This window comes from Metasolibacillus sp. (assembly GCF_025291715.1).
Classification (GTDB): Bacteria; Bacillota; Bacilli; order Bacillales_A; family Planococcaceae; genus Metasolibacillus; species Metasolibacillus louembei.
Genome location: NZ_JAMBIZ010000025.1, coordinates 26,737 through 45,313 on the forward strand (window position 1 = coordinate 26,737; position 18,577 = coordinate 45,313).

The 18,577-nt window shown below is 38.9% G+C and carries 26 protein-coding genes; 9 read left to right on the forward strand and 17 right to left on the reverse strand.

Translation table 11 applies throughout. The annotated features are described in order from the left end of the window. Positions 1-855 (reverse strand): hydroxymethylglutaryl-CoA lyase, encoded by an 855-nt coding sequence (locus M3Z76_RS14325; protein ID WP_293928427.1) that lies wholly within the window; start codon positions 853-855, stop codon positions 1-3. Between the two features lie 69 nt (positions 856-924). Further along, a complete protein-coding gene (locus M3Z76_RS14330; RefSeq protein ID WP_293928425.1) occupies positions 925-2,091 on the reverse strand; it encodes an MFS transporter in 1,167 nt (388 codons plus the stop codon). A gap of 174 nt (positions 2,092-2,265) precedes the next feature. Here M3Z76_RS14330 and M3Z76_RS14335 point away from each other — a divergent pair, with 174 nt between their 5' ends. Next, positions 2,266-3,870, forward strand: a complete 1,605-nt coding sequence (locus tag M3Z76_RS14335) for an ABC-F family ATP-binding cassette domain-containing protein (RefSeq protein ID WP_293928423.1) — start codon at positions 2,266-2,268, stop codon at positions 3,868-3,870. Between the two features lie 77 nt (positions 3,871-3,947). On the opposite strand, the gene M3Z76_RS14340 is transcribed toward M3Z76_RS14335, so the two are convergent. After that, the gene (locus M3Z76_RS14340; RefSeq protein ID WP_293928422.1) at positions 3,948-4,586 is read right to left on the reverse strand and encodes an NAD(P)-dependent oxidoreductase; all 639 of its coding nucleotides are present in this window, start codon (positions 4,584-4,586) and stop codon (positions 3,948-3,950) included. A 180-nt stretch (positions 4,587-4,766) separates the two neighbouring features. Between M3Z76_RS14340 and M3Z76_RS14345 the strand changes: the two genes are divergently transcribed. After that, on the forward strand, positions 4,767-5,198 hold the full coding sequence (locus M3Z76_RS14345; protein ID WP_293928421.1) for an Rrf2 family transcriptional regulator: 432 nt from the start codon (positions 4,767-4,769) through the stop codon (positions 5,196-5,198). A gap of 122 nt (positions 5,199-5,320) precedes the next feature. Here the strand turns inward: M3Z76_RS14345 and M3Z76_RS14350 are convergent, their stop codons facing one another. Beyond that, complete coding sequence (locus tag M3Z76_RS14350; RefSeq protein WP_004225195.1) at positions 5,321-5,521, reverse strand: cold-shock protein; 201 nt, start codon at positions 5,519-5,521, stop codon at positions 5,321-5,323. A gap of 267 nt (positions 5,522-5,788) precedes the next feature. Between M3Z76_RS14350 and M3Z76_RS14355 the strand changes: the two genes are divergently transcribed. The 3 genes from M3Z76_RS14355 (at position 5,789) to M3Z76_RS14365 (ending at position 7,705) form a co-directional block, all read left to right on the forward strand. Beyond that, a complete protein-coding gene (locus M3Z76_RS14355; protein ID WP_293928417.1) occupies positions 5,789-6,391 on the forward strand; it encodes a hypothetical protein in 603 nt (200 codons plus the stop codon). Between the two features lie 504 nt (positions 6,392-6,895). Beyond that, positions 6,896-7,423, forward strand: coding sequence for an AAA family ATPase (locus M3Z76_RS14360; protein ID WP_293928416.1), 528 nt, complete (start codon positions 6,896-6,898; stop codon positions 7,421-7,423). Positions 7,424-7,549: 126 nt separating this feature from the next. Beyond that, complete coding sequence (locus M3Z76_RS14365; protein ID WP_293928415.1) at positions 7,550-7,705, forward strand: hypothetical protein; 156 nt, start codon at positions 7,550-7,552, stop codon at positions 7,703-7,705. Positions 7,706-8,141: 436 nt separating this feature from the next. Here M3Z76_RS14365 and M3Z76_RS14370 read toward each other — a convergent pair whose 3' ends face one another. After that, the gene (locus tag M3Z76_RS14370) at positions 8,142-9,563 is read right to left on the reverse strand and encodes an SgrR family transcriptional regulator (protein WP_363319895.1); all 1,422 of its coding nucleotides are present in this window, start codon (positions 9,561-9,563) and stop codon (positions 8,142-8,144) included. An 88-nt stretch (positions 9,564-9,651) separates the two neighbouring features. On the opposite strand from M3Z76_RS14370, the gene M3Z76_RS14375 reads away from it, so the two are divergent. Beyond that, entirely contained in the window at positions 9,652-10,173 is a 522-nt protein-coding gene (locus M3Z76_RS14375) for an MFS transporter (RefSeq protein WP_293928413.1), read from the forward strand. 4 nt (positions 10,174-10,177) lie between these two features. Here M3Z76_RS14375 and M3Z76_RS14380 read toward each other — a convergent pair whose 3' ends face one another. From M3Z76_RS14380 to M3Z76_RS14400, 5 genes are all read right to left on the reverse strand, one after another. Next, entirely contained in the window at positions 10,178-10,879 is a 702-nt protein-coding gene (locus M3Z76_RS14380; RefSeq protein ID WP_293928411.1) for a class I SAM-dependent methyltransferase, read from the reverse strand. Between the two features lie 325 nt (positions 10,880-11,204). Next, the gene (locus M3Z76_RS14385; RefSeq protein WP_293928409.1) at positions 11,205-11,684 is read right to left on the reverse strand and encodes an SRPBCC family protein; all 480 of its coding nucleotides are present in this window, start codon (positions 11,682-11,684) and stop codon (positions 11,205-11,207) included. 88 nt (positions 11,685-11,772) lie between these two features. After that, positions 11,773-11,973 (reverse strand): cold-shock protein, encoded by a 201-nt coding sequence (locus M3Z76_RS14390; protein WP_004230088.1) that lies wholly within the window; start codon positions 11,971-11,973, stop codon positions 11,773-11,775. Positions 11,974-12,215: 242 nt separating this feature from the next. Next, entirely contained in the window at positions 12,216-12,503 is a 288-nt protein-coding gene (locus tag M3Z76_RS14395) for a DUF1033 family protein (protein ID WP_293928393.1), read from the reverse strand. A gap of 63 nt (positions 12,504-12,566) precedes the next feature. Beyond that, positions 12,567-13,037, reverse strand: coding sequence for a hypothetical protein (locus tag M3Z76_RS14400; protein ID WP_293928392.1), 471 nt, complete (start codon positions 13,035-13,037; stop codon positions 12,567-12,569). Between the two features lie 118 nt (positions 13,038-13,155). Between M3Z76_RS14400 and M3Z76_RS14405 the strand changes: the two genes are divergently transcribed. Continuing rightward, positions 13,156-13,779 (forward strand): CGNR zinc finger domain-containing protein, encoded by a 624-nt coding sequence (locus tag M3Z76_RS14405; protein ID WP_293928391.1) that lies wholly within the window; start codon positions 13,156-13,158, stop codon positions 13,777-13,779. 42 nt (positions 13,780-13,821) lie between these two features. Here the strand turns inward: M3Z76_RS14405 and M3Z76_RS14410 are convergent, their stop codons facing one another. The 4 genes from M3Z76_RS14410 to M3Z76_RS14425 are packed head-to-tail and all read right to left on the reverse strand — an operon-like array spanning position 13,822 to position 15,906. Further along, on the reverse strand, positions 13,822-14,157 hold the full coding sequence (locus M3Z76_RS14410; RefSeq protein WP_293928390.1) for a hypothetical protein: 336 nt from the start codon (positions 14,155-14,157) through the stop codon (positions 13,822-13,824). A gap of 18 nt (positions 14,158-14,175) precedes the next feature. Continuing rightward, positions 14,176-14,628 (reverse strand): sugar nucleotide-binding protein, encoded by a 453-nt coding sequence (locus M3Z76_RS14415; protein ID WP_293928389.1) that lies wholly within the window; start codon positions 14,626-14,628, stop codon positions 14,176-14,178. Continuing rightward, on the reverse strand, positions 14,625-15,266 hold the full coding sequence (locus M3Z76_RS14420; RefSeq protein ID WP_293928388.1) for an HAD family hydrolase: 642 nt from the start codon (positions 15,264-15,266) through the stop codon (positions 14,625-14,627). Before M3Z76_RS14420 ends, M3Z76_RS14415 begins: the two co-directional genes overlap by 4 nt. Before the next feature lie 16 nt (positions 15,267-15,282). Beyond that, positions 15,283-15,906, reverse strand: coding sequence for an NUDIX hydrolase (locus M3Z76_RS14425; RefSeq protein WP_293928386.1), 624 nt, complete (start codon positions 15,904-15,906; stop codon positions 15,283-15,285). Positions 15,907-15,988: 82 nt separating this feature from the next. On the opposite strand from M3Z76_RS14425, the gene M3Z76_RS14430 reads away from it, so the two are divergent. Then, entirely contained in the window at positions 15,989-16,678 is a 690-nt protein-coding gene (locus M3Z76_RS14430; RefSeq protein WP_293928384.1) for an aspartate/glutamate racemase family protein, read from the forward strand. A gap of 29 nt (positions 16,679-16,707) precedes the next feature. On the opposite strand, the gene M3Z76_RS14435 is transcribed toward M3Z76_RS14430, so the two are convergent. Together M3Z76_RS14435 and M3Z76_RS19840 are read right to left on the reverse strand one after the other, a co-directional pair. Beyond that, positions 16,708-17,091: a VOC family protein gene (locus M3Z76_RS14435; RefSeq protein WP_293928469.1), complete on the reverse strand. Its 384-nt coding sequence runs from the start codon at positions 17,089-17,091 to the stop codon at positions 16,708-16,710. A gap of 62 nt (positions 17,092-17,153) precedes the next feature. After that, positions 17,154-17,294 (reverse strand): hypothetical protein, encoded by a 141-nt coding sequence (locus M3Z76_RS19840; protein ID WP_483310171.1) that lies wholly within the window; start codon positions 17,292-17,294, stop codon positions 17,154-17,156. Between the two features lie 184 nt (positions 17,295-17,478). Here M3Z76_RS19840 and M3Z76_RS14440 point away from each other — a divergent pair, with 184 nt between their 5' ends. Next, complete coding sequence (locus M3Z76_RS14440; RefSeq protein WP_293928383.1) at positions 17,479-18,102, forward strand: class I SAM-dependent methyltransferase; 624 nt, start codon at positions 17,479-17,481, stop codon at positions 18,100-18,102. A gap of 150 nt (positions 18,103-18,252) precedes the next feature. Here the strand turns inward: M3Z76_RS14440 and M3Z76_RS14445 are convergent, their stop codons facing one another. Next, entirely contained in the window at positions 18,253-18,570 is a 318-nt protein-coding gene (locus M3Z76_RS14445; RefSeq protein ID WP_293928382.1) for a hypothetical protein, read from the reverse strand. Positions 18,571-18,577 lie beyond the last annotated feature (7 nt).

Consider the following 18,577-nt stretch of genomic DNA (forward strand, 5'->3'; position numbering starts at 1 on the left):
TTACATAATAATATTATGAGCGAAATTGCTCGCTAATTGTAATTTTTCCTCATCAATGCCTGTAGCAATATCCATTTTATGCATCAGCTCAACTAGCTTATTTGTTGAAATATTACCTGTTGCCCCAGGTGAAAATGGACAACCCCCTAGTCCGCCAACCGAGCTGTCGAAGGCAGTAATGCCCGCCTGTAGCGCAGCAATCGTATTGGCATAAGCAAAGCCATTCGTATCATGGAAATGCGCAATAAATTTCAAGCTTGGAAAATCCTCACGCAATTTTGCAAAGCGCTCATAAACCATTCTCGGCGTCGCCTGTCCATTCGTATCCCCAATCGAAATTTCATCCACTCCATGCTCTGCAAAATGGCGAACGACACGTGTGACCTGCTCATAGGAAATAGCTCCTTCATATGGGCAGCTAAAGCACATTGACACATAGCCACGCACAAATAAATTGTGCTGCTTTGCTACTTGGAACATGTCTGCACATTCCTGCAAAGAATCCTCAATTGAGCGACGAATATTACGTTCATTGAATGTTTCACTTGCGCCAACAAACACTGCGATTTGCTGCACCCCAGCAGCTAATGCAAGCTGCAATGCCTTCATATTCGGTGTCAATACAAGAAAATCAATGCCTAAGCTTTTCGAGAATGCCACAATTTCCTGCGCATCCGCCATTTGTGGGACAGCTTTCGGATGCACAAATGAAGCTGTTTCAATGCGCTTCACACCCGTTTTCACCAACTGCTCAATCAATTGCTTTTTTTGTGCTGTTGGTACAAATTTAGCTTCGTTTTGCAAACCATCCCTCGGTCCAACCTCTGTAATCTCAATCATCTTTGGAAAATACATCTATCTCCCACCCCTTATTCGCATATACTATTACCTTACCTGAAAAACTGTAAAGACGTCAAAGTAAATTCATGCATTTTTCCCTGCACGACGAATCGCTAAAACAGCACAAAATAATGCACAAATTAATATAACAAACATGACTTTCGTATAAAAATGACTTTGTAGCATGTCATAAACAAAGCCAATCAATAATGGCATAATCGCACTCATCATAAAGCCACCTGACATGACCATGGAGCTCCAAGCGTTCGCTTCCTGGTTATTGCGTGCTTCATTTAATGGTAATGTTAAGGCAAGTGGGAATAAGCCACCTAATGTCACCCCTAATAGCATGGCCCCCACCCAAATAGCGACAGTCGCATTCATAAATAAGCAGGCAGCGCCTACTCCGCCGACTGTTAACAGCACAAATAACCACATCATTGGATTCGGATACTTTGCCAGCACGCTTGGCAATAATGCGTTGGTTGTCAACTGTACAAGTGACATTACCGTTAACACCGTTCCTGCTGTTACGATAGAAAATCCTTGTGCCATCGCTACAGGCGCTAACCAAGTCGTTAATGAAAAGAACAGCGATGCTTGTAGACCAAAGAATAGCAAGAGCAGCCATGCTTTTTTCGTTCTCCAAGGATTGCGCACCTCTGGTGACAATTGCGCAAAAAGTGTCACCCCTTCCTCACGCTTCAATGCGACAAGCCAAATAATAATCGCTGCTATGGCAAGTGCACTCCACACACCTAAGGCGATTGTCCATTGACCGAAATACTCATAAAAAATAGCTGTAAAGCCCGCACTTAAAGCCGCACCTGTGCCCATCGCTAAAGAATAAATGCTGACAACGGTTCCGACGTTATGTGGAAAATACATTTTAATAAAGGTATTCAGCATGGGGCTAATAATGGCAATCGCAAAGCCTACTAGCAAGCTCGTTATAAGCAGCATGCTATAATTCGTGACAAACATCCGAGCAAATGTAGCAACACCAATCAGGGCAATCAGTAGCACAATGGAGGATCGATAGTCAAAGCGGCGCTGCATCGGTACAGCAAGCGGCGCAAACAGCCCCATACAAAAAACAGGAATCGCTGTTAACAAGCTGACCTGTGTTCCTGAAATATGTAAATCTGCACGAATCGTATTTAAGACAGGACCAATTGATGTAATCGCTGGTCGTAAATTAAGCGATACAATAAAAATGGCAATGATGAGCAATAGCTTTTTATGTTTCATTCAAAATTCCTCATTTCTTTGGTAACTTCCTTTAGTAAGTTAAGCACAAATTTTTCACAATTTCTATATCGTATTTCTTCATTTCCTTTATGGAGAAGTTACGCTATAATAGAAAGTATTGTGTACAAATAAGAGCATATTTGCTCGTTGTTTAATTTGAAGGAGGAAGCTTACATGATTCAAGTAAGTGGCGTTGGTTTACGTTATGGTGATCGTAAACTATTTGAAGACGTAAATATTAAATTCACACCAGGTAACTGTTATGGCTTAATCGGTGCAAACGGTGCTGGGAAATCAACATTTTTAAAAATTTTAGCAGGTGATATCGAAGCGCAGGAAGGCCATGTATCAATGGGCAAGGACGAGCGTTTATCGGTATTAAAGCAAAATCACTTTGAGTACGATGAGCATACAGTGTTAGACACTGTTATTATGGGAAACAAGCGCCTTTATGAAGTAATGAAGGAAAAAGACGCAATTTATGCAAAAGAAGAGTTTTCTGATGAAGACGGCATGCGTGCAGCAGAGCTTGAAGGCGAATTCGCTGAAATGAACGGCTGGGTAGCAGAGTCAGATGCCGCTACATTATTAAACGGCTTAGGCATTGGCGATGACCTGCACTATTCAAAAATGGCAGACTTAGAAGGCTCTGATAAAGTCAAAGTATTGCTTGCACAAGCATTATTTGGTGAGCCAGATGTTCTATTACTAGATGAGCCTACCAACCACCTTGACTTAAAGGCAATTCAATGGCTAGAAGAGTTTTTAATCAACTTTGAACATACAGTAATCGTTGTATCGCATGACCGTCACTTCTTAAATAAAGTGTGTACGCATATCGCAGACCTTGATTTCGGTAAAATCCAATTATACGTAGGAAACTACGATTTCTGGTATGAGTCAAGCCAATTAGCACAAAAAATGCTATCTGACCAAAATTCGAAAAAAGAAGAAAAAATTAAAGAATTAAAAGAATTCATTGCACGCTTCTCTGCCAACGCATCTAAATCGAAGCAAGCGACTTCTCGTAAAAAAATGTTAGACAAAATTGAGTTAGACGATATTCGCCCATCTAGCCGTAAATATCCGTTTATCAACTTCCAAATCGGACGTGATATCGGAAATGACGTATTAACAGTTGATGGTTTATCTGCTTCATTAGATGGAGAAGTATTATTCAAAGACCTGCGCTTCTCAATGAACAAAGATGATAAAATTGCCTTTTTAGGTAGCCCAAATGCGAAAACGGCATTATTCGATATTTTAACGGAAAATGCGGAGCCAGATAGCGGCACATTCAAATGGGGTGTGACAACATCACAAAGCTATTTTGAAAACGACCATGATAAATACTTCACTGGTGATGAAAAAACATTGGTTGATTGGTTACGCCAATATTCACCAGATGACGAAACAGAAAGCTTCCTACGTGGCTTCTTAGGTCGTATGCTATTCTCTGGTGAGGAAGTGAAAAAATCTCCTGCTGTGTTATCAGGGGGAGAAAAGGTTCGCTGTATGCTATCAAAAATGATGCTAGCGAATTCTAACGTAGTTATTTTAGATGAGCCAACAAACCATTTAGACCTTGAATCCATTCAAGCGCTAAACGAAGGCTTAATTCGCTTTAAAGGTGCGATGCTGTTCACATCACATGACCACCAATTCATCCAAACAATCGCTAACCGCATCATCGAAATTCGTGAGGACGGGTCGATTTTAGATAAGCAATTAACATATGATGAATTCCTTGAGTGGAAGGAATCACAAGGGTTGAAGTAATCCACCTAAAAAAGAGGCTTCTCATTGTCAGAGAAGCCTCTTTTTCCTGAAGATAATCAAACCAAACCTGTCTATACTTACTGTGCTTCGCCAACAACTGTAAAACGCTCATTGATATGCTGAGGATTTTCAATTTCATCCACTACCGCAATCGCATAATCTGCATAGCTAATATAGCTCTCGCCTTTCGAATTAACCAAAAGGTGGTCTTTTCCAGATTGGTATGCACCCGTTCTCTTTCCTTCTGCATCAAACATGGCAGATGGGCTAATAAATGTCCATGTAATAGTAGCCGTTTCCTGCAACTCTTGTAAATTGCGTCCTTGCCCTTTCGCAGTCGGGGTAAATATATCTGGAAAGTCAGGTGTTTCCATGACCATAAGCGTTTTGTTTTCATCTACGTAAAGGCTTCCTGCCCCACCTACAATAATTGCTCTTGTATCAGTTCCTTTTAGTGCCTCAATTAGAGCATGCCCTGCATCAACATGCGCCTGCTCCTCACCAAGGGGCGCACCGAATGCATTCACAACTACTTCAAATTCTTTCACATCATCAGATGTCAAATCAAAAATAGTTTTTTCCATTACCACAATATTTTTATCATCAATTTTTGAAGCATCTCTTACAATAGCCGTTACTTCATGTCCACGACTAACAGCCTCTTTCAAAATAAGACGTCCAGCTTTACCGCTTGCGCCAATGATTGCAATTTTCATGTTAAGATCCTCCTAAGAATAAAATAACTTGTAACCATACAAGTTACCTGTAATCATATTAATTACATTTAAGGCATATGTCAATACTTTTTTTATTGCTACTACAATTGAATTATACTTGTAATAAAATGAATTACAGGTGTATTATTATGTTACATGTATACATGAAAGGTGATTAAAATGTCAATTAGTAGTCGATTTTCTGTAGGTATTCATATATTAGCTCTTATTGAAATAAATAAAAGTGGGATAAGTACGTCAGAGTTTTTAGCTGGAAGTGTCAATACAAACCCTGCTGTCATCAGAAAAATTATGGGGATGCTTAAAACTGCGGGCTTAGTAAATGTTCGACCTGGTGTTGCAGGAGCTGAGCTCGCGAAAGAATTATCTGAAATTACATTGTTTGATGTTTATAAGGCTGTAAATGTTGTACAGGAGAAAGAATTATTTACTGTACATGATAGTCCAAATCCTGAATGCCTCGTCGGTAGGAACATCCAAAATACTATTGAACCATTATTCGCATCAGCTCAATTGGCGATGGAAAAGGTTTTAAAAAGTCTTACTTTAGAGGATGTTGTAAAGGATATTGCCACGAAAGAAAATATCTAATCTGTTACAAGAGAAACTTCATACCAGTTGCCCTAAAACCTGTGGCAACTGGTATGCTCTCTTTAATACGCTCTGCTCACAAATAAAAAAACCACTCAATTAAGAGTGGTTTTCTTCGTAAATTATAGTTTTACGATGTTAGCAGCTTGAGGTCCGCGTTGGCCTTCTTCTACTGTGAATTCAACTTTTTGGCCTTCTTCAAGTGATTTGAAACCTTCACCTTGGATAGCTGAGAAGTGAGCGAATACGTCTTGACCGCCTTCTACTTCGATGAATCCGAAACCTTTTTCTGCGTTAAACCATTTTACTGTACCTTGTGTCATTTGAATGACCTCCATTAATTGTATTAAATAAAATCTTATTACTCGAATCGAAAAAAAATCACATATTACAAAAAGTATCTATCAAAACACGATTACTCTTTGTAATATGTGATTTCATGTCTTCTTTTACAGTTGATTTTATTAACTTAATCTTAAAACAATATCCACCATTTGTCAAGCACAAAACGAATATAATTTATTATTAGCAGGTTTATGCTCAAAGAAAAAGTGGTAAAGTGTTAAAAACCCCAAAAGGAAGTGGTAAAAATGCGTTACTTCTTTTTGTTTTGCACCATGCTATTTTTAGCGAGCTGTAGCAATGAAACACAGCCAATTGAAAGCCCACCTACCGAAAAGCAAACAAATGAATTGCAGCTCTTTTTTAAAGAAGATGGCTCTACCGCATTTTTTGAAGGTGAAGGCAATGAATTTGCTAGCTATACGGAGCAAACATTTTGGCTTAGCTCTGATTACGTCCATGTCCGCATTGATAATGGCGGTGCTACTATTAATAAAGTGTATCGAATTACAGGTACAGCAATCGAATTAATATTTCAGGAGGTGGAGGATGTCGCTCAGTTCGATGAGGCTGCACTCGACACATACCAAGTGATTTCAACGCTCCTAAAAGCCCCAATTGATATTGGACAGTCTGAGGATAATTGGACAATTACCGACACCTCTGCACCAATAGACACACCTTATCGCACCTTTGACGATGCGATTGTCATTGTGAAAGAAGTTGAAAATATAACTGAAACAAACTATTATGTGCGCGGCTATGGATTAGTGAAAAGTGTTACGGAAATGGTGGATGGTGATGAGGCATTTGTTGTTTCTTCTACGTTGAAAGAGCTTGAGGTTGAATAATAAATTGTTTAAGAGAGCTGACGAGCAGAAGGTCAGCTCTTTCTCATTGCTATTTGCATATTTGCTGTTTTTTCTCGTATGATATTTTGAAAATGCTGGATGAATCATAATTATTCTACAATCATTAACACTAATTGAATCCAAAGTAGCGAGGTTATCCAGCTATATTACCTCACAGTATTTTCAATATACACTATAAGAAATTGTTATTTTTACAGATAACTGTATAATAATCATGACTATATAAAAAGGAGCATCTATTTGAAAAATACAAAGCTCAGAATCATTTGGATGATTCCAAATATATTTTGTTACCTCATGTTACTAGGCTTTGCAACCTTTGTCTTTATAAACGCAGAAGGATTAATGGCCATTGATAGGCTTACAATATGGGTCATTGCATTATTCGCGTTATTATTTGTTTCGTTATTTGGAAGTTATCGAATTTGGACTTGGATCAAGGAAGGCAAAATGTAATCTATTTATTTTAAAGGAGCTTAGAAAATGATTATTATGATTAATGGCGCATTTGGTGTAGGAAAAACAACCATTGCCACAAGGCTACAAAATGAAATTGACAACAGCATGCTTTATGACCCGGAGGAAGTTGGCTATTTGCTGCGCAATGTGGTGCCTCTCGATATTAAGAAAATGGAATCCCCTACCGGTGATTTTCAAGATTTAGCATTATGGAAAGAGCTAACGGTTGAGATGGCACAGCATTTGATGAAAAATTATCAGCGTCATCTTATTGTGCCGATGACCATTCGCAAATTTGACTATTTTCAATTTATTTATGACGGCTTCAAACAAATTGATGAAGCTACCTACCATTTTTGCTTATCCGCAAGTAAAGAGACCATTTACGAAAGGCTTAGACTGCGTGGTGAGGAGGAGGGCAACTGGTGCTTCCAGCAAACGGACAAATGCTTGAAGGCCTATCATACATATGATTTCAGTGAATATATCGATACTGAAAATATGATGGTAGAGACCATTGTACATACGATTAAAGAAAAATTGGTCTTGTAGTGAAAGCCTTTTGCTTTTGCCATGCATGTGCAAAATGCTATTGTATCAATTTCAATCGGCTTCAATAAGTGCTTTTACACGTTTTGCCTAGCTAATTATTTTGACGTTTTTAGGAGGAGTTTCCCTTTGCATATTGGCTTAATTATTATTTTAATATTAGTGTTTTGTATTGTTCTATATATCATTATTGAAAAAGCGGTTAGTAGAGGGATTGATATTTCTGAAACGAATGAATTGCTGCGAAAAATTTCAAAGCAATTGGAGGAGCAAAATAAAAAATAGTGGTGCAAAAGAAGGAGCCATGTTCAAAAACAAAAGCCTTCCTTCACCTCACTACTTTGCTCTTGATTTACTATATAAAAAGCAAAAGACTGCTGCTAGCCTTTTGCTTTTTTGCCTAGTTACCAAACAAACCCTACTGGCCAAGTGGCAACTTTATAGAGACCTGCTAGGTTATGGCGCTCCGCCATTTTTTCTAACAGGTCGACTGTTTGCTGATAGGTATCGTTATTGATTGCCTCAAATGGCTCGTCAATTTGGATATAGCCAGACGTCAGCTCAGCTAAATGAAAGGCGTACTGAAAAATGGATTAGCTTAGGGTTAATAATGATGCTTTCAGATATGCCTATTTTATTTGTGCTGTCCTTTTTTATCGTTGGGCATCTACATAACGACGCAGTTGCTGGAAGTATGGCAGCAATTATTTATAGTTTCATTTTATTTTGGAATAGGGTGATTTTGCTTATTAAAGGGTTTCTCACTAAGCATGCTTTCACTGACCCAGCATTTCGTTAAGTTTGGATAGCCATAAATTACTTCATCGCTTCTTTTAAAATTGCTAGGATAATATATTTCACGAAAAGAGGTATACAGGGGCGTATGCCATGTGTTATCTAAACACATGGATAACGGGTGCCCTGTGTCCTGTTCTAAAATAAAGGATGCTCCAGGATATTCTCCTATAAGTAATACATCCATTTGTTCAAATAAATTAGCAATGACACTATCATCCATTTTCCGCTTGAATACTTCCACTTCTACCTCTTGCTTTTCAAAAAACGCTTGTAAAGCCTCCACAAATTTAGGTTTATTGACAATATAGCCAATCCGTAATTTTTCTATGTTAATAGGTTGTAAGTTTGGCACATTTTCATGCGCGTATGAAATTTTTAATGGATCTACTTGTTCGATTTGTTGTGCGAATTGCTTTAATATACCGAGAATAAAAAGGCGCGCTTCTTGTCTTTGCCAATTTCGAGAATGGGGATTTAAGTATGCAGAGACAATGCCACCTAGCTCTACGTGGCGTTGATATTGCTGCTGCATTGACCATTCTAGCTTTCTTTTTAATGTTGAGGGAATCGTTACAAATTGAATATTGGCAATTAGAGCTTGTGCAAGATGATACTGCGTATTTGCAGTTAATTGCACTACGCCTTTCATATTTTGAAGCGTTTTATAGGCGCCTGTTCCAATGTTTTTTGCAAAAGGATGCTGTAAGCTAAAGTCCAATTGAGAAAAAAGTGTGAGCAGCTCCTCTTCCTTGCCATTATAAATCACTTCAAAAGTTGTGCTTGTTCGCTTTTTAATATGTATGACTTTGCGATAAAAATAGCTGTATTTCTCCAGCTCAAATGTTGCTGTAAACGATTGAATAATCTCCTCTACCTTCACTTTCTCACTATTGTGCCAATAAATAAAGGGACGAACATAAAAAATAAAACAATCTTCAACTTGCTCCCAATGATGAACTATATCTCCTTGAAATTTATCTTGCTGCTGCGTTACAAGACGACTATAAATATGTGATAGCACCCAGCCGCTTTCCGTATCTATATAGTGATGTGGATGAAGATTGAGGCTTTTGCTATAAATAGGTATTGTCAGCATCGGGTCCATTGAGTGCGTATTTAGTAGTAGCTGCTCTGTTAATAGTGTCGCTACTTTTTGCTGAAATCCATCTGAGAAGTAGGTCATCTGAATAGCTGCCAGCATGTTGAAATCTTTTTGCTCAAATGCTTGCTTCAATAAAATCAGAAGCTGGTGTTCTACATCCTTTTGCCAGTGAATTGTTGATAGATGCCCTCTCCCTTTTCCTGCATAGTAACAAATCCAGCCCTCCTCCTCCCATTTTTTCAATTTACGTACTACTTGCTTTGGACTTAGCTGTATTTTGTGGCTTAAATCATCAATAGATAGCTGATCATTGCGCAATGACCATAGTAATATGATGATTGGTCAATTAACTTATCATACAACAGTCGGGTTTTTAGCAGCTTATACGTATGAGATTTTACAGTCTACAGCACCGGTTTATGGATTGCTTGAAATAACATTATCCATCAGTGGCGTGTTAGCAGGGCTGCTCGGCGCAAAATATATGAAACAGTTTAAGCAATTTTCTCCAATCATTCTCATGGTAGGGTTAATGCTTTGTCTGCTTTTATTGGCATTGGCGCCAAACATTGTTTTTGTCGTAATTGGCTGTGCTGGGATTGGCTATAGTACAACGTGGCTACGGACAACCTTCCAAGCAATTCAGCAACTAGCTACCGTCCACAAATATCACGGTAGAGCGGCGAGCATTCGCATGTTTTTTAATCAAGGTAGTGTTGTTTGCTTAACACCGCTTTTCGGTATACTCGCTGAGCGTTATTCCATTCATTTAGTCTTTTTCATATTAGCAAGTATCGGCGCTGTTGGCTTGTTTCTTTGTACGATGCGGCAAATACGTGAGCAATTTAATTAAGGTTTTACTTTCTAAAAATCCCTACAATGAACCCGTCCAAACCAAATATCGTGCTTGGCTGTTGGATGGCTTTCATTGGGCGAATTTCAATTGCTTGAAAATCATTAAAAATTACTTGCAGCTTTTCCTGCGTATAGCTGAGTCCACCTTGCAAGCTCCTTTGCTGATAAACTTCCCAATCTGACATTGTCGAGCCGCCATATGCACCATGTTCAGCAAAGCAATTAACCGCAAAATAACCGCCCTTTTTCAACGCTTTTTGCACAATCTCAACATATTGCACACGGCGATGTGGAGCAATATGGTGCAGGCAGCCTGCATCATAAATAACATCATAGTGGTTTTCCTTAAGGGGTAATTCAAACAAATTCGCCTGCTCGAATTGAATGTGGGCTTGTGCCTCTATAGCTCGCTCCTTTGCCCATTGCAAGGCAACACTGGATAAATCCACTGCACGCACATCAAAGCCTTGCTTTGCTAAGTAAAGAGCATTTCGTCCAGCTCCACAGCCTAGCTCTAATACTTTTCCCTTGTGCAATATGCCTTGCTCCACATATTGTACTAAATTTTCATCCGGTGCATTGACGAAAAACGGCACTTCCTTTTCTCGATTTGTATAAAAGTCATTCCAAAATGTAGTTGGCTCTCGCAGCATGTCATCAAGCATTGTCATCACATCGTCCATTGTTGTTATAAGCTTTGTCATCAACAGTTCATCCCCTTCTATCATTTAAGTATAGAGAAAGGGGCTTTAGGCTATGTTACAGCACGATTAAAATGGATTTAAATATGAAAAAAATGATGGTGGTAAAGTATTATAATTAGCCTGTTTTTGGTTGTTAACAGCGCATTATACATAGAACAAATACGAAGTTGACCTGCTATACTCATTTTTTAAAAAGCGCATAGAAGTGATTGTCAGTATGCTAGTGATGTGCAGTACTGTTACAACAGATGTTCAATGTTACAAATATTACAAATCGATGACAGCATTTCTGCATAAAAAAGAGCATACAAATTGTACGCTCTAGCTAGACATTTAGTAATTTCGTATATGCTTCGTAAAACTCTTTCCAATCCTCTGTCGGAAATTCCTGTTCACGCTCTCCTCGCAAAACCCCTGCGAATAGCTGCAAGCATATATGCCAGCCAGCTAAATCCTTTGCGTTATGTGCAGTTAACTGCCAAATGCTTTCTGTTAAAGTTAGCATCGTTCCAGTTTCGCCAGGCTGTAGCTCGAAGCGCACATGGTCTTTGCCCCAATTGAAGGCGAATGTCTTAAATTCCTCATAATCAGTAATTTTCATTTCAATAAAAGCGTCTGTGTCATCTAACATATGAAAATGCATTTTACCATTTTTACGTGCGTCTACGATTTCTAAATTACGCATCCACTGCTGTAAATAATGATTTTCCGTTAGCACCGCCCATACTTGCTGCACACTGCTGGGAAATGAACGTGTGAATTGAGCGATGGTCGCATTTGGTTGCTGTGAAATAGTAGCTAGCATTGTTTTGCCTCCTTCATATTCGATGTAAAAAAGCACTTCCCATTACAGGAAGTGCTTTTGATTAACGATTTACATTTAATTCTAAGAATTAAAGTTTAGTTACGTTAGCAGCTTGTGGTCCGCGGTTGCCATCTACAACTTCGAATTCCACTTTTTGACCTTCGTCAAGAGTTTTGAAACCTTCGCCTTGGATTGCAGAGAAGTGTACGAATACGTCGTTTTCGCCTTCTACCTCGATGAATCCGAAGCCTTTTTCTGAGTTAAACCATTTTACTGTACCTTGTTTCATTTGAGAAAACCTCCAAAAAATAAAGTGAACAATATGGAATTGTTTACCGAAATAAAAATTCACATATTACAAAGAGTACCGTCATTTACACCGATCACTCTTTGTAATATGTGAATCCATTGTATCCGGTCAAGCAATTTTATTGTTATCCTTAGTATACCATCATTTTACACTATGTCAATTTATTTTCTTAAATTTTTTTAAAATTTTCGTTTATTTCTGTTAATTGCAAAAAGCCTTTATTATTCTGGCTTTACCTTGATTAATCCGTGATAAATTTGCGCATCCTCATCGCATGCCTCACAATATTCGCATTCATTTTCTGTCCAAAAGGCAAAATATGCCTCTTGCTTTTTGGCTTCTTTTTCATATTGCGCACGAAACTGCTGCAGCATTTGTTGAAAAGCACTCTCTAGTGCCTCTTCTGTCTCGTAAAAGTATGTCTCCTGAATGGTTTCTTCCCAGCCTTCAAATTGCCACCATGGCTCATAATCAGCCTTCATATAAATAATTTTGTACAGAATAGACACCCTTTCATGCATTTACATAACTGTTATTTTAATTGTATTGCAAAAGGATGTCTAATGAAAAGGTCACTGCGCCTTTATAATCTTTAACATTTGTCGGATCGCTCCAAGGTGATAGGCTGAATGCGCTAAAGAAGGTATCACCACATTGGACAGAACTTCGTTTTCTTCAATTGCATCAATCGCCTGTAAAAGTACTTGATATTCATTGTGCAAATCTTTTTGTATTTGAGCCCATTGTTCTTCGTCTACTGCTTGAATCTCCCAGCTTTTCTCCCATTCCATTTTTGGCTGCTTACCAGTATTTAATATGCCATTCGTTCCCCACATATGGTAACGAATATGATCTGTATGTGCCGCTAATGTTGTGCCATGGATGAGCAATGAAGCTTCGTCGAAAGTGCTTTCCTCTAATACACCAAAGATGCCCGAATTCGGCTCAGGGTTAGTGAACCAGCTGCCTTTCACTGGAATTGGTGGACCTTCAAATGTTTCCTTTATCATTGCTTTCACTGAATTTCTTAATGTTTCGTCCATGTTTTTTCCTCCAATCATTTTATAACCTTCTAAAAATATTTAGGTGGTTATATCATAAAATTTTTGATTCTAACTGTCAATCCCTTTTATAATAGTTATGATAAGGAGGGCATTAAAGATGTCTAAAATAAATACCAATGCTGTCACTTTTATTGGTGAACGCTTATGTTTAAATTTTACCAACACCGCTAGCTGGCATAATAGAGAGCAGCCAATTGAACAGCTCGTCAATTACGAAACGCTTGTTTATTGGAGCAGGCAGATGGAAATTATCACAGCTACTCAAGAAAAGCATTTACTTGAGCAGGCCGAAATTTCACCAATTGAGGCTGAAAAAACGCTTGCACATGCGATAGAACTGCGAGAAGCGATGTTCCGCTTATTCAAAGCAATAGCTACGAATCAGCAGGTCAAGCCTTCAGATTTAGCTGTTTTAAATAACTATGTCAATCAGGCATACAGCTTAGTTGAAATTGTCCCAAAGGATAGCGGATATGCTTTCACATTTCAAAAGGGGCAGCAGAAAATGGATTGTATGCTGTGGCCCATTGTCCAGTCAGCGGTTGACCTTTTACTTTCAGAGGATCTAAGCAGAGTGAAACTATGTGAAGGAGAGCCCTGTGGTGTATTATTTTGCGATGTTAGCCGAAATAAAAGTAGACGTTGGTGCTCAATGGAGGATTGTGGCAACAGAGCAAAGGCTCAACGTCATTACAACAAGAAAAAAATCCAGAAAACATAGCAAAATGGCTCTAGTTATCGAGTGAATAACTAGAGCCATTTTTCAAGCTGTTAAAGCAGCAACAATTTGCGCGTTTGTGATATATAAATCACTTGGTAGACGATTTGGTTGCTCTGTTTTTAAGCCAAAGTAATAGGTGCTTTCTGCATTCTCATATGGCACAGGCTCCAGTGTCGCTTGTTCAGGTAACAGTTGCTCATAGAAGGCACTGTCCGTCAGCATATCTGTTGCACCTAAGTGGATGATGCCCGTTAGGTCATTTTCCATAATATAGTGCAATTGTTTCGCAAGCTGTGTGTCTAATAGGAAGCTCCATTGCAAATTACTGTAAGGCTTAATTGGTTTGTTTGCTGCAATGTCCCCCTGTAGCTTGCGCAAGCGTGGACAATCCTTGCCCTATATTCCTGGGATACGCACGATGCAACAGCGCTCTTGTAAGCTTTCTTGCAGCATCTTTTCACAGGCAATTTTAAACTTGCCATAATCTGATTTTGAAATTGGTGTATCACTTTCTATATGATGTCTCGTCAAATCGCCATCAAAAACATTGGTAGTGGATATAAAATAAAGCGGTGTAGCGCTATGCTGCAAGAATTCAGCCAATGCTTTATGCAGCGCAAGCTGTTTCCTATAATCTCCCTGCAAGCCTGACACAACAATATCTGGCTGGACGCTTTGGAGAATATGCAACAATGTCTCTAGTTCTAAATCCAAGTAAAATTGCTTGTGCTCTGGCAAATTCACCGAGGAGGAAAAATATGTACCATAGACATCAAAATCATGGCGACATTGCTCCACTAAAGCTCTCCCTACAAGCCCGCTTGCCCCTAAAATTAATAGCTTTTTCATGCCAAGCCCCCTATCAATTTTTTAAATTGTGTAACATCCTTTACAATATGATGTGGCTCTGCCGTAAATGCTTGCGTTTGATAATCTGGTAGCCAGTGCACCCCAACTGTTGTTACATTTGCCTGTAAGCCTGCCACAATATCTGCCTCACTGTCACCTACAAATATGGCTTCTGTTGAATCAACCGCTAATAAAGCTAATGCCTTGAATAAGCCCTCTGGTGCAGGCTTTGGCTCGACCACATCATCCCCTGTAATCATGACAGCAAATAGGCCGTCCATCTGTAACGCCTGTAAGGAAATATCTAAGCTTCTTCTTGCCTTTCCTGTGAAAATACCTAGCTTCATTCCTGATTTTTCCAAATTCTGCAAGAGCGCTGCAATTTCATCATTTGGCTGGACAAACTGCGCATGACTCTCTGCGTACTTTTCATAATACAGTTCAATCGCAGCTTCTTTATTTGGATGCTGCAAATTCGCTTGAATAATACCTGTTTCAGAAGGTCCAAACATTTGGACAATTTCCTGTGCAGTTAGCTCCTTCCCATCGAATTGTTGAAAAACGCTTTGAAAGGCGTAAAAGCAAATCGGCAGGGTATTGGCTAATGTTCCATCAAAATCGAAGATAATTGCTTTCATTTTTATTCCCCCTATTTTAGTCGAAATATGCCTCTTTATTTGGATTGAGCTGATATTCAAACATTAATTTGATTTGCTCTAATGTATTTCTTCTACTCGATAGGCTTAAATCCTCTATTTGCTGGAAATTAAAAAAGGCAACATCCTCTGTTTCCAAGCCTGTGCTGATTTCGCCACTTAGAACTTCGCATTGGATAAATATTTTATAAATATAGGAAAACTCTGGCGCAAAATTATGCTTATATTTGTCCATAACAGCTAATATTTTTACTGGCTCTACCATCACACCAGCCTCTTCCCTTACTTCTTTTACTGCCACCTCACCTGGAGTTAAGCCAATATCCGCCCAGCCCCCAGGTAATGCCCAGCAATTATCGCTTTTTTCTTTTACTAATAACAATTGGTTTTGGTCATTGAATACGACTGCACGGATATCTGTTTTTGGTGTGGCATAGCCCTCTTCAGCAGAGAAAATCATATTAATTTCTTCATGCTTAAGCGTTGTTAATTGTGCGATTAATTTTTTCGTGATTGTCTCTAATTCTATGTAGCGTTCTTCATCATACGGGTCTTTTGTGTAGGCTAATCCTGTTTGGGTAATACCTCTCATTTGATTCAATAGTTTGATAATTTCCTTCATAGCCAATCCCCCTTTTCTTTTAGGACGTGTACTTTCCGTTCCTAGTTTCGATTATAATAAGTTTACTAAAGGAGGAGATGGCATGAAAGCAATCGGGTTAATTGGAGGTATGAGCTGGGAATCGTCAGCGCAATATTATCGCCTTATCAATGAGGAAGTAAAGCGCCAATTAGGGGGCTTGCATTCTGCGAAATGCTTATTGTATAGCGTAGACTTTCAGGAAATTGAGCATTACCAAGCAGCAGGGGCATCGGACAAAGCAGGTGATACTTTAGCGAATGCGGCGTTATCCTTGCAAAATGGAGGTGCAGATTTCATCGTCATTTGTACAAATACAATGCATAAAGTCATCGACCAAATCGAAGAAAAAATTAACATCCCGATTGTGCATATTGCGGATGCCACAGCCAAGCAAATTCAACAGGCAAAGCTCAAGACGGTCGGTTTATTAGGTACAAAATATACAATGGAGGAAGACTTCTATAAAGAGCGCATTGAAGCAAATGGTATTCATGTATTGATTCCATCTGCACAAGAGCGGGAGCGCATTCATCAAATTATTTTTGAGGAGCTATGCTTAGGTATTATTGAACCTGCGTCTCTTGCATTTTATCAAGAGACTATCTGTAACCTAATCGCAGCAGGTGCTGAGGGCATTATATTAGGCTGTACCGAAATTGGTTTATTAGTCAAAGAGGGCGATGCAGATATTCCTTTATTTGATACGACCTTGATTCATGCATTAGCAGCAGTGAATCGAGCATTGCAATAAACTGGATGGGCGTGTGACACGCCCATTGCTCAAGCATGTATGCCAGTAGAGTTCATTAATACAACCCTCCAACCATCAGGGTCTTCAAATGTGATACCTAATGCATGCCAATACGGATTTTCTGGCACAACAGACTGATAGCCCATGATATGCAATCTATTGGTTATTTCCTGTATTGTCTCAAGGCTAGGAATATAGAATACTAGTAAATTATCTTTAGTTGGAGCTGGGCATGGACTACCATTGATATGTTGAGTAAACTCTAAATGGTAATCAAATTCAGGTAAGCCAATCATCACCCCATCATATCCTGCATGTCCTTCAAAAGAGCCGATTTTTCTTAACCCTAGCCCTTCACAATCAATTACGCCTTGGCGTAATTGCGTCGGGATTTTGCATTGTGCAAGCACAATGGACTCCTTTCAAAATCCCTGACATCCGCCGGAGGCTTTATTAGGATTCAGTGCGTGTTTGGTCACCCACTGAATGTAGAGTAATCTATATATTCATCGCACCACCTATAGAGGGGGGCGTTTTCTACTGAATCATGATAAAAGCGCACTACTTCGTTAAGCTGGTTTGTAGGACGCGCTATTCTTACTTGAGCTATTTGCATAAACTAATCCCCTTTGGTTATATTACCATAAAAGAAAAATATGGAATTATAAAATTATTATTGATACACTAGAAATCGAGATAATTTTCAAAATTATCAAAACTACTAGTGAAGGAGTGCTTACGATGACAACACCATTCAACATTCGTTTAAATAAATATACTTATAACAGGAGGATTCTTTTATGTTAGACAAATTAGGCTTTGACCATTGGGCAGATTATTACGAAAAAACGGTATCGGAGGCGGAAGCAAGCAATCGCTATCCTTTTGCGGGCTATGATAGTTTGCTCGCTATGATTTGTGAGCGCATCGCACCTAATCATACGATTTTAGATGCAGGTGTCGGTACAGGAACACTTGCGAAAAAGCTGTATGATGTAGGTAATCCCGTTACTGCCTTTGATTTCTCGCCTAAAATGGTTGCTGCTGCAAAGGAAAAAATGCCAAATGCCCATATTTTTGAATGGGATTTAGCAAAAGGTATGCCATCAGCACAGCTTGATTCACAATTTGATGCAATCATATGTACATATGTGTTGCATCATTTTACAACTCAAGAAAAAGTAACGCTTATTGAGCAAATGTGCGAGTATTTAACAGCGTCAGGCTGTTTATATATTGGCGACATCTCTTTTATGACAGCGGAGCATCTTGAAACATGCAAGCAGGCGCATCTGAACAGCTGGGATCACGATGAATTTTATTTTGTCGAACAGACAATTTATCCAATGTTAATGGAGAAATACAATGTTCAATATGAGCAAATCTCTCATTGCGGTGGACTATACATTGTGTCACTGAAATAATTCGTTGAGCGAATTTGAGCATTGGATGAGCGAATTTCTCTGTTCGTTGAGCGAATTTAGCCATTGGATGAGCGAATCACAAACTAGCCCTGAAAATTTTCGATTTTCAGGGCTTTTTTCTAATAATATGAGCCTTGTCTGCGATGGTCACTACCGCCAAAAATGAATACAATAAGCAAGCCTATTATAAGAAGTCCTGCCATTTTTTGCAGTAAATAAAAAATGAAAATAAGAGAAAATAGCGAAGGTAGGCCTTATCCAAACAAATGCCATAATAGCAAGACCAAGCAAAGACATTAAATTTAGCAGGATAGTTGCATATTCTGCATTTTGCAGCAAGCCTAGCACACCATCGAGCGACACTACCTCCAGCTTTTGATAATTGGCAATTGTCACAATGCCTACAACAATAAACAAAGCAGTCAACAAAGTTTTTACTGGTTGAATACGCAATGTTTTCATCATCATATATCCC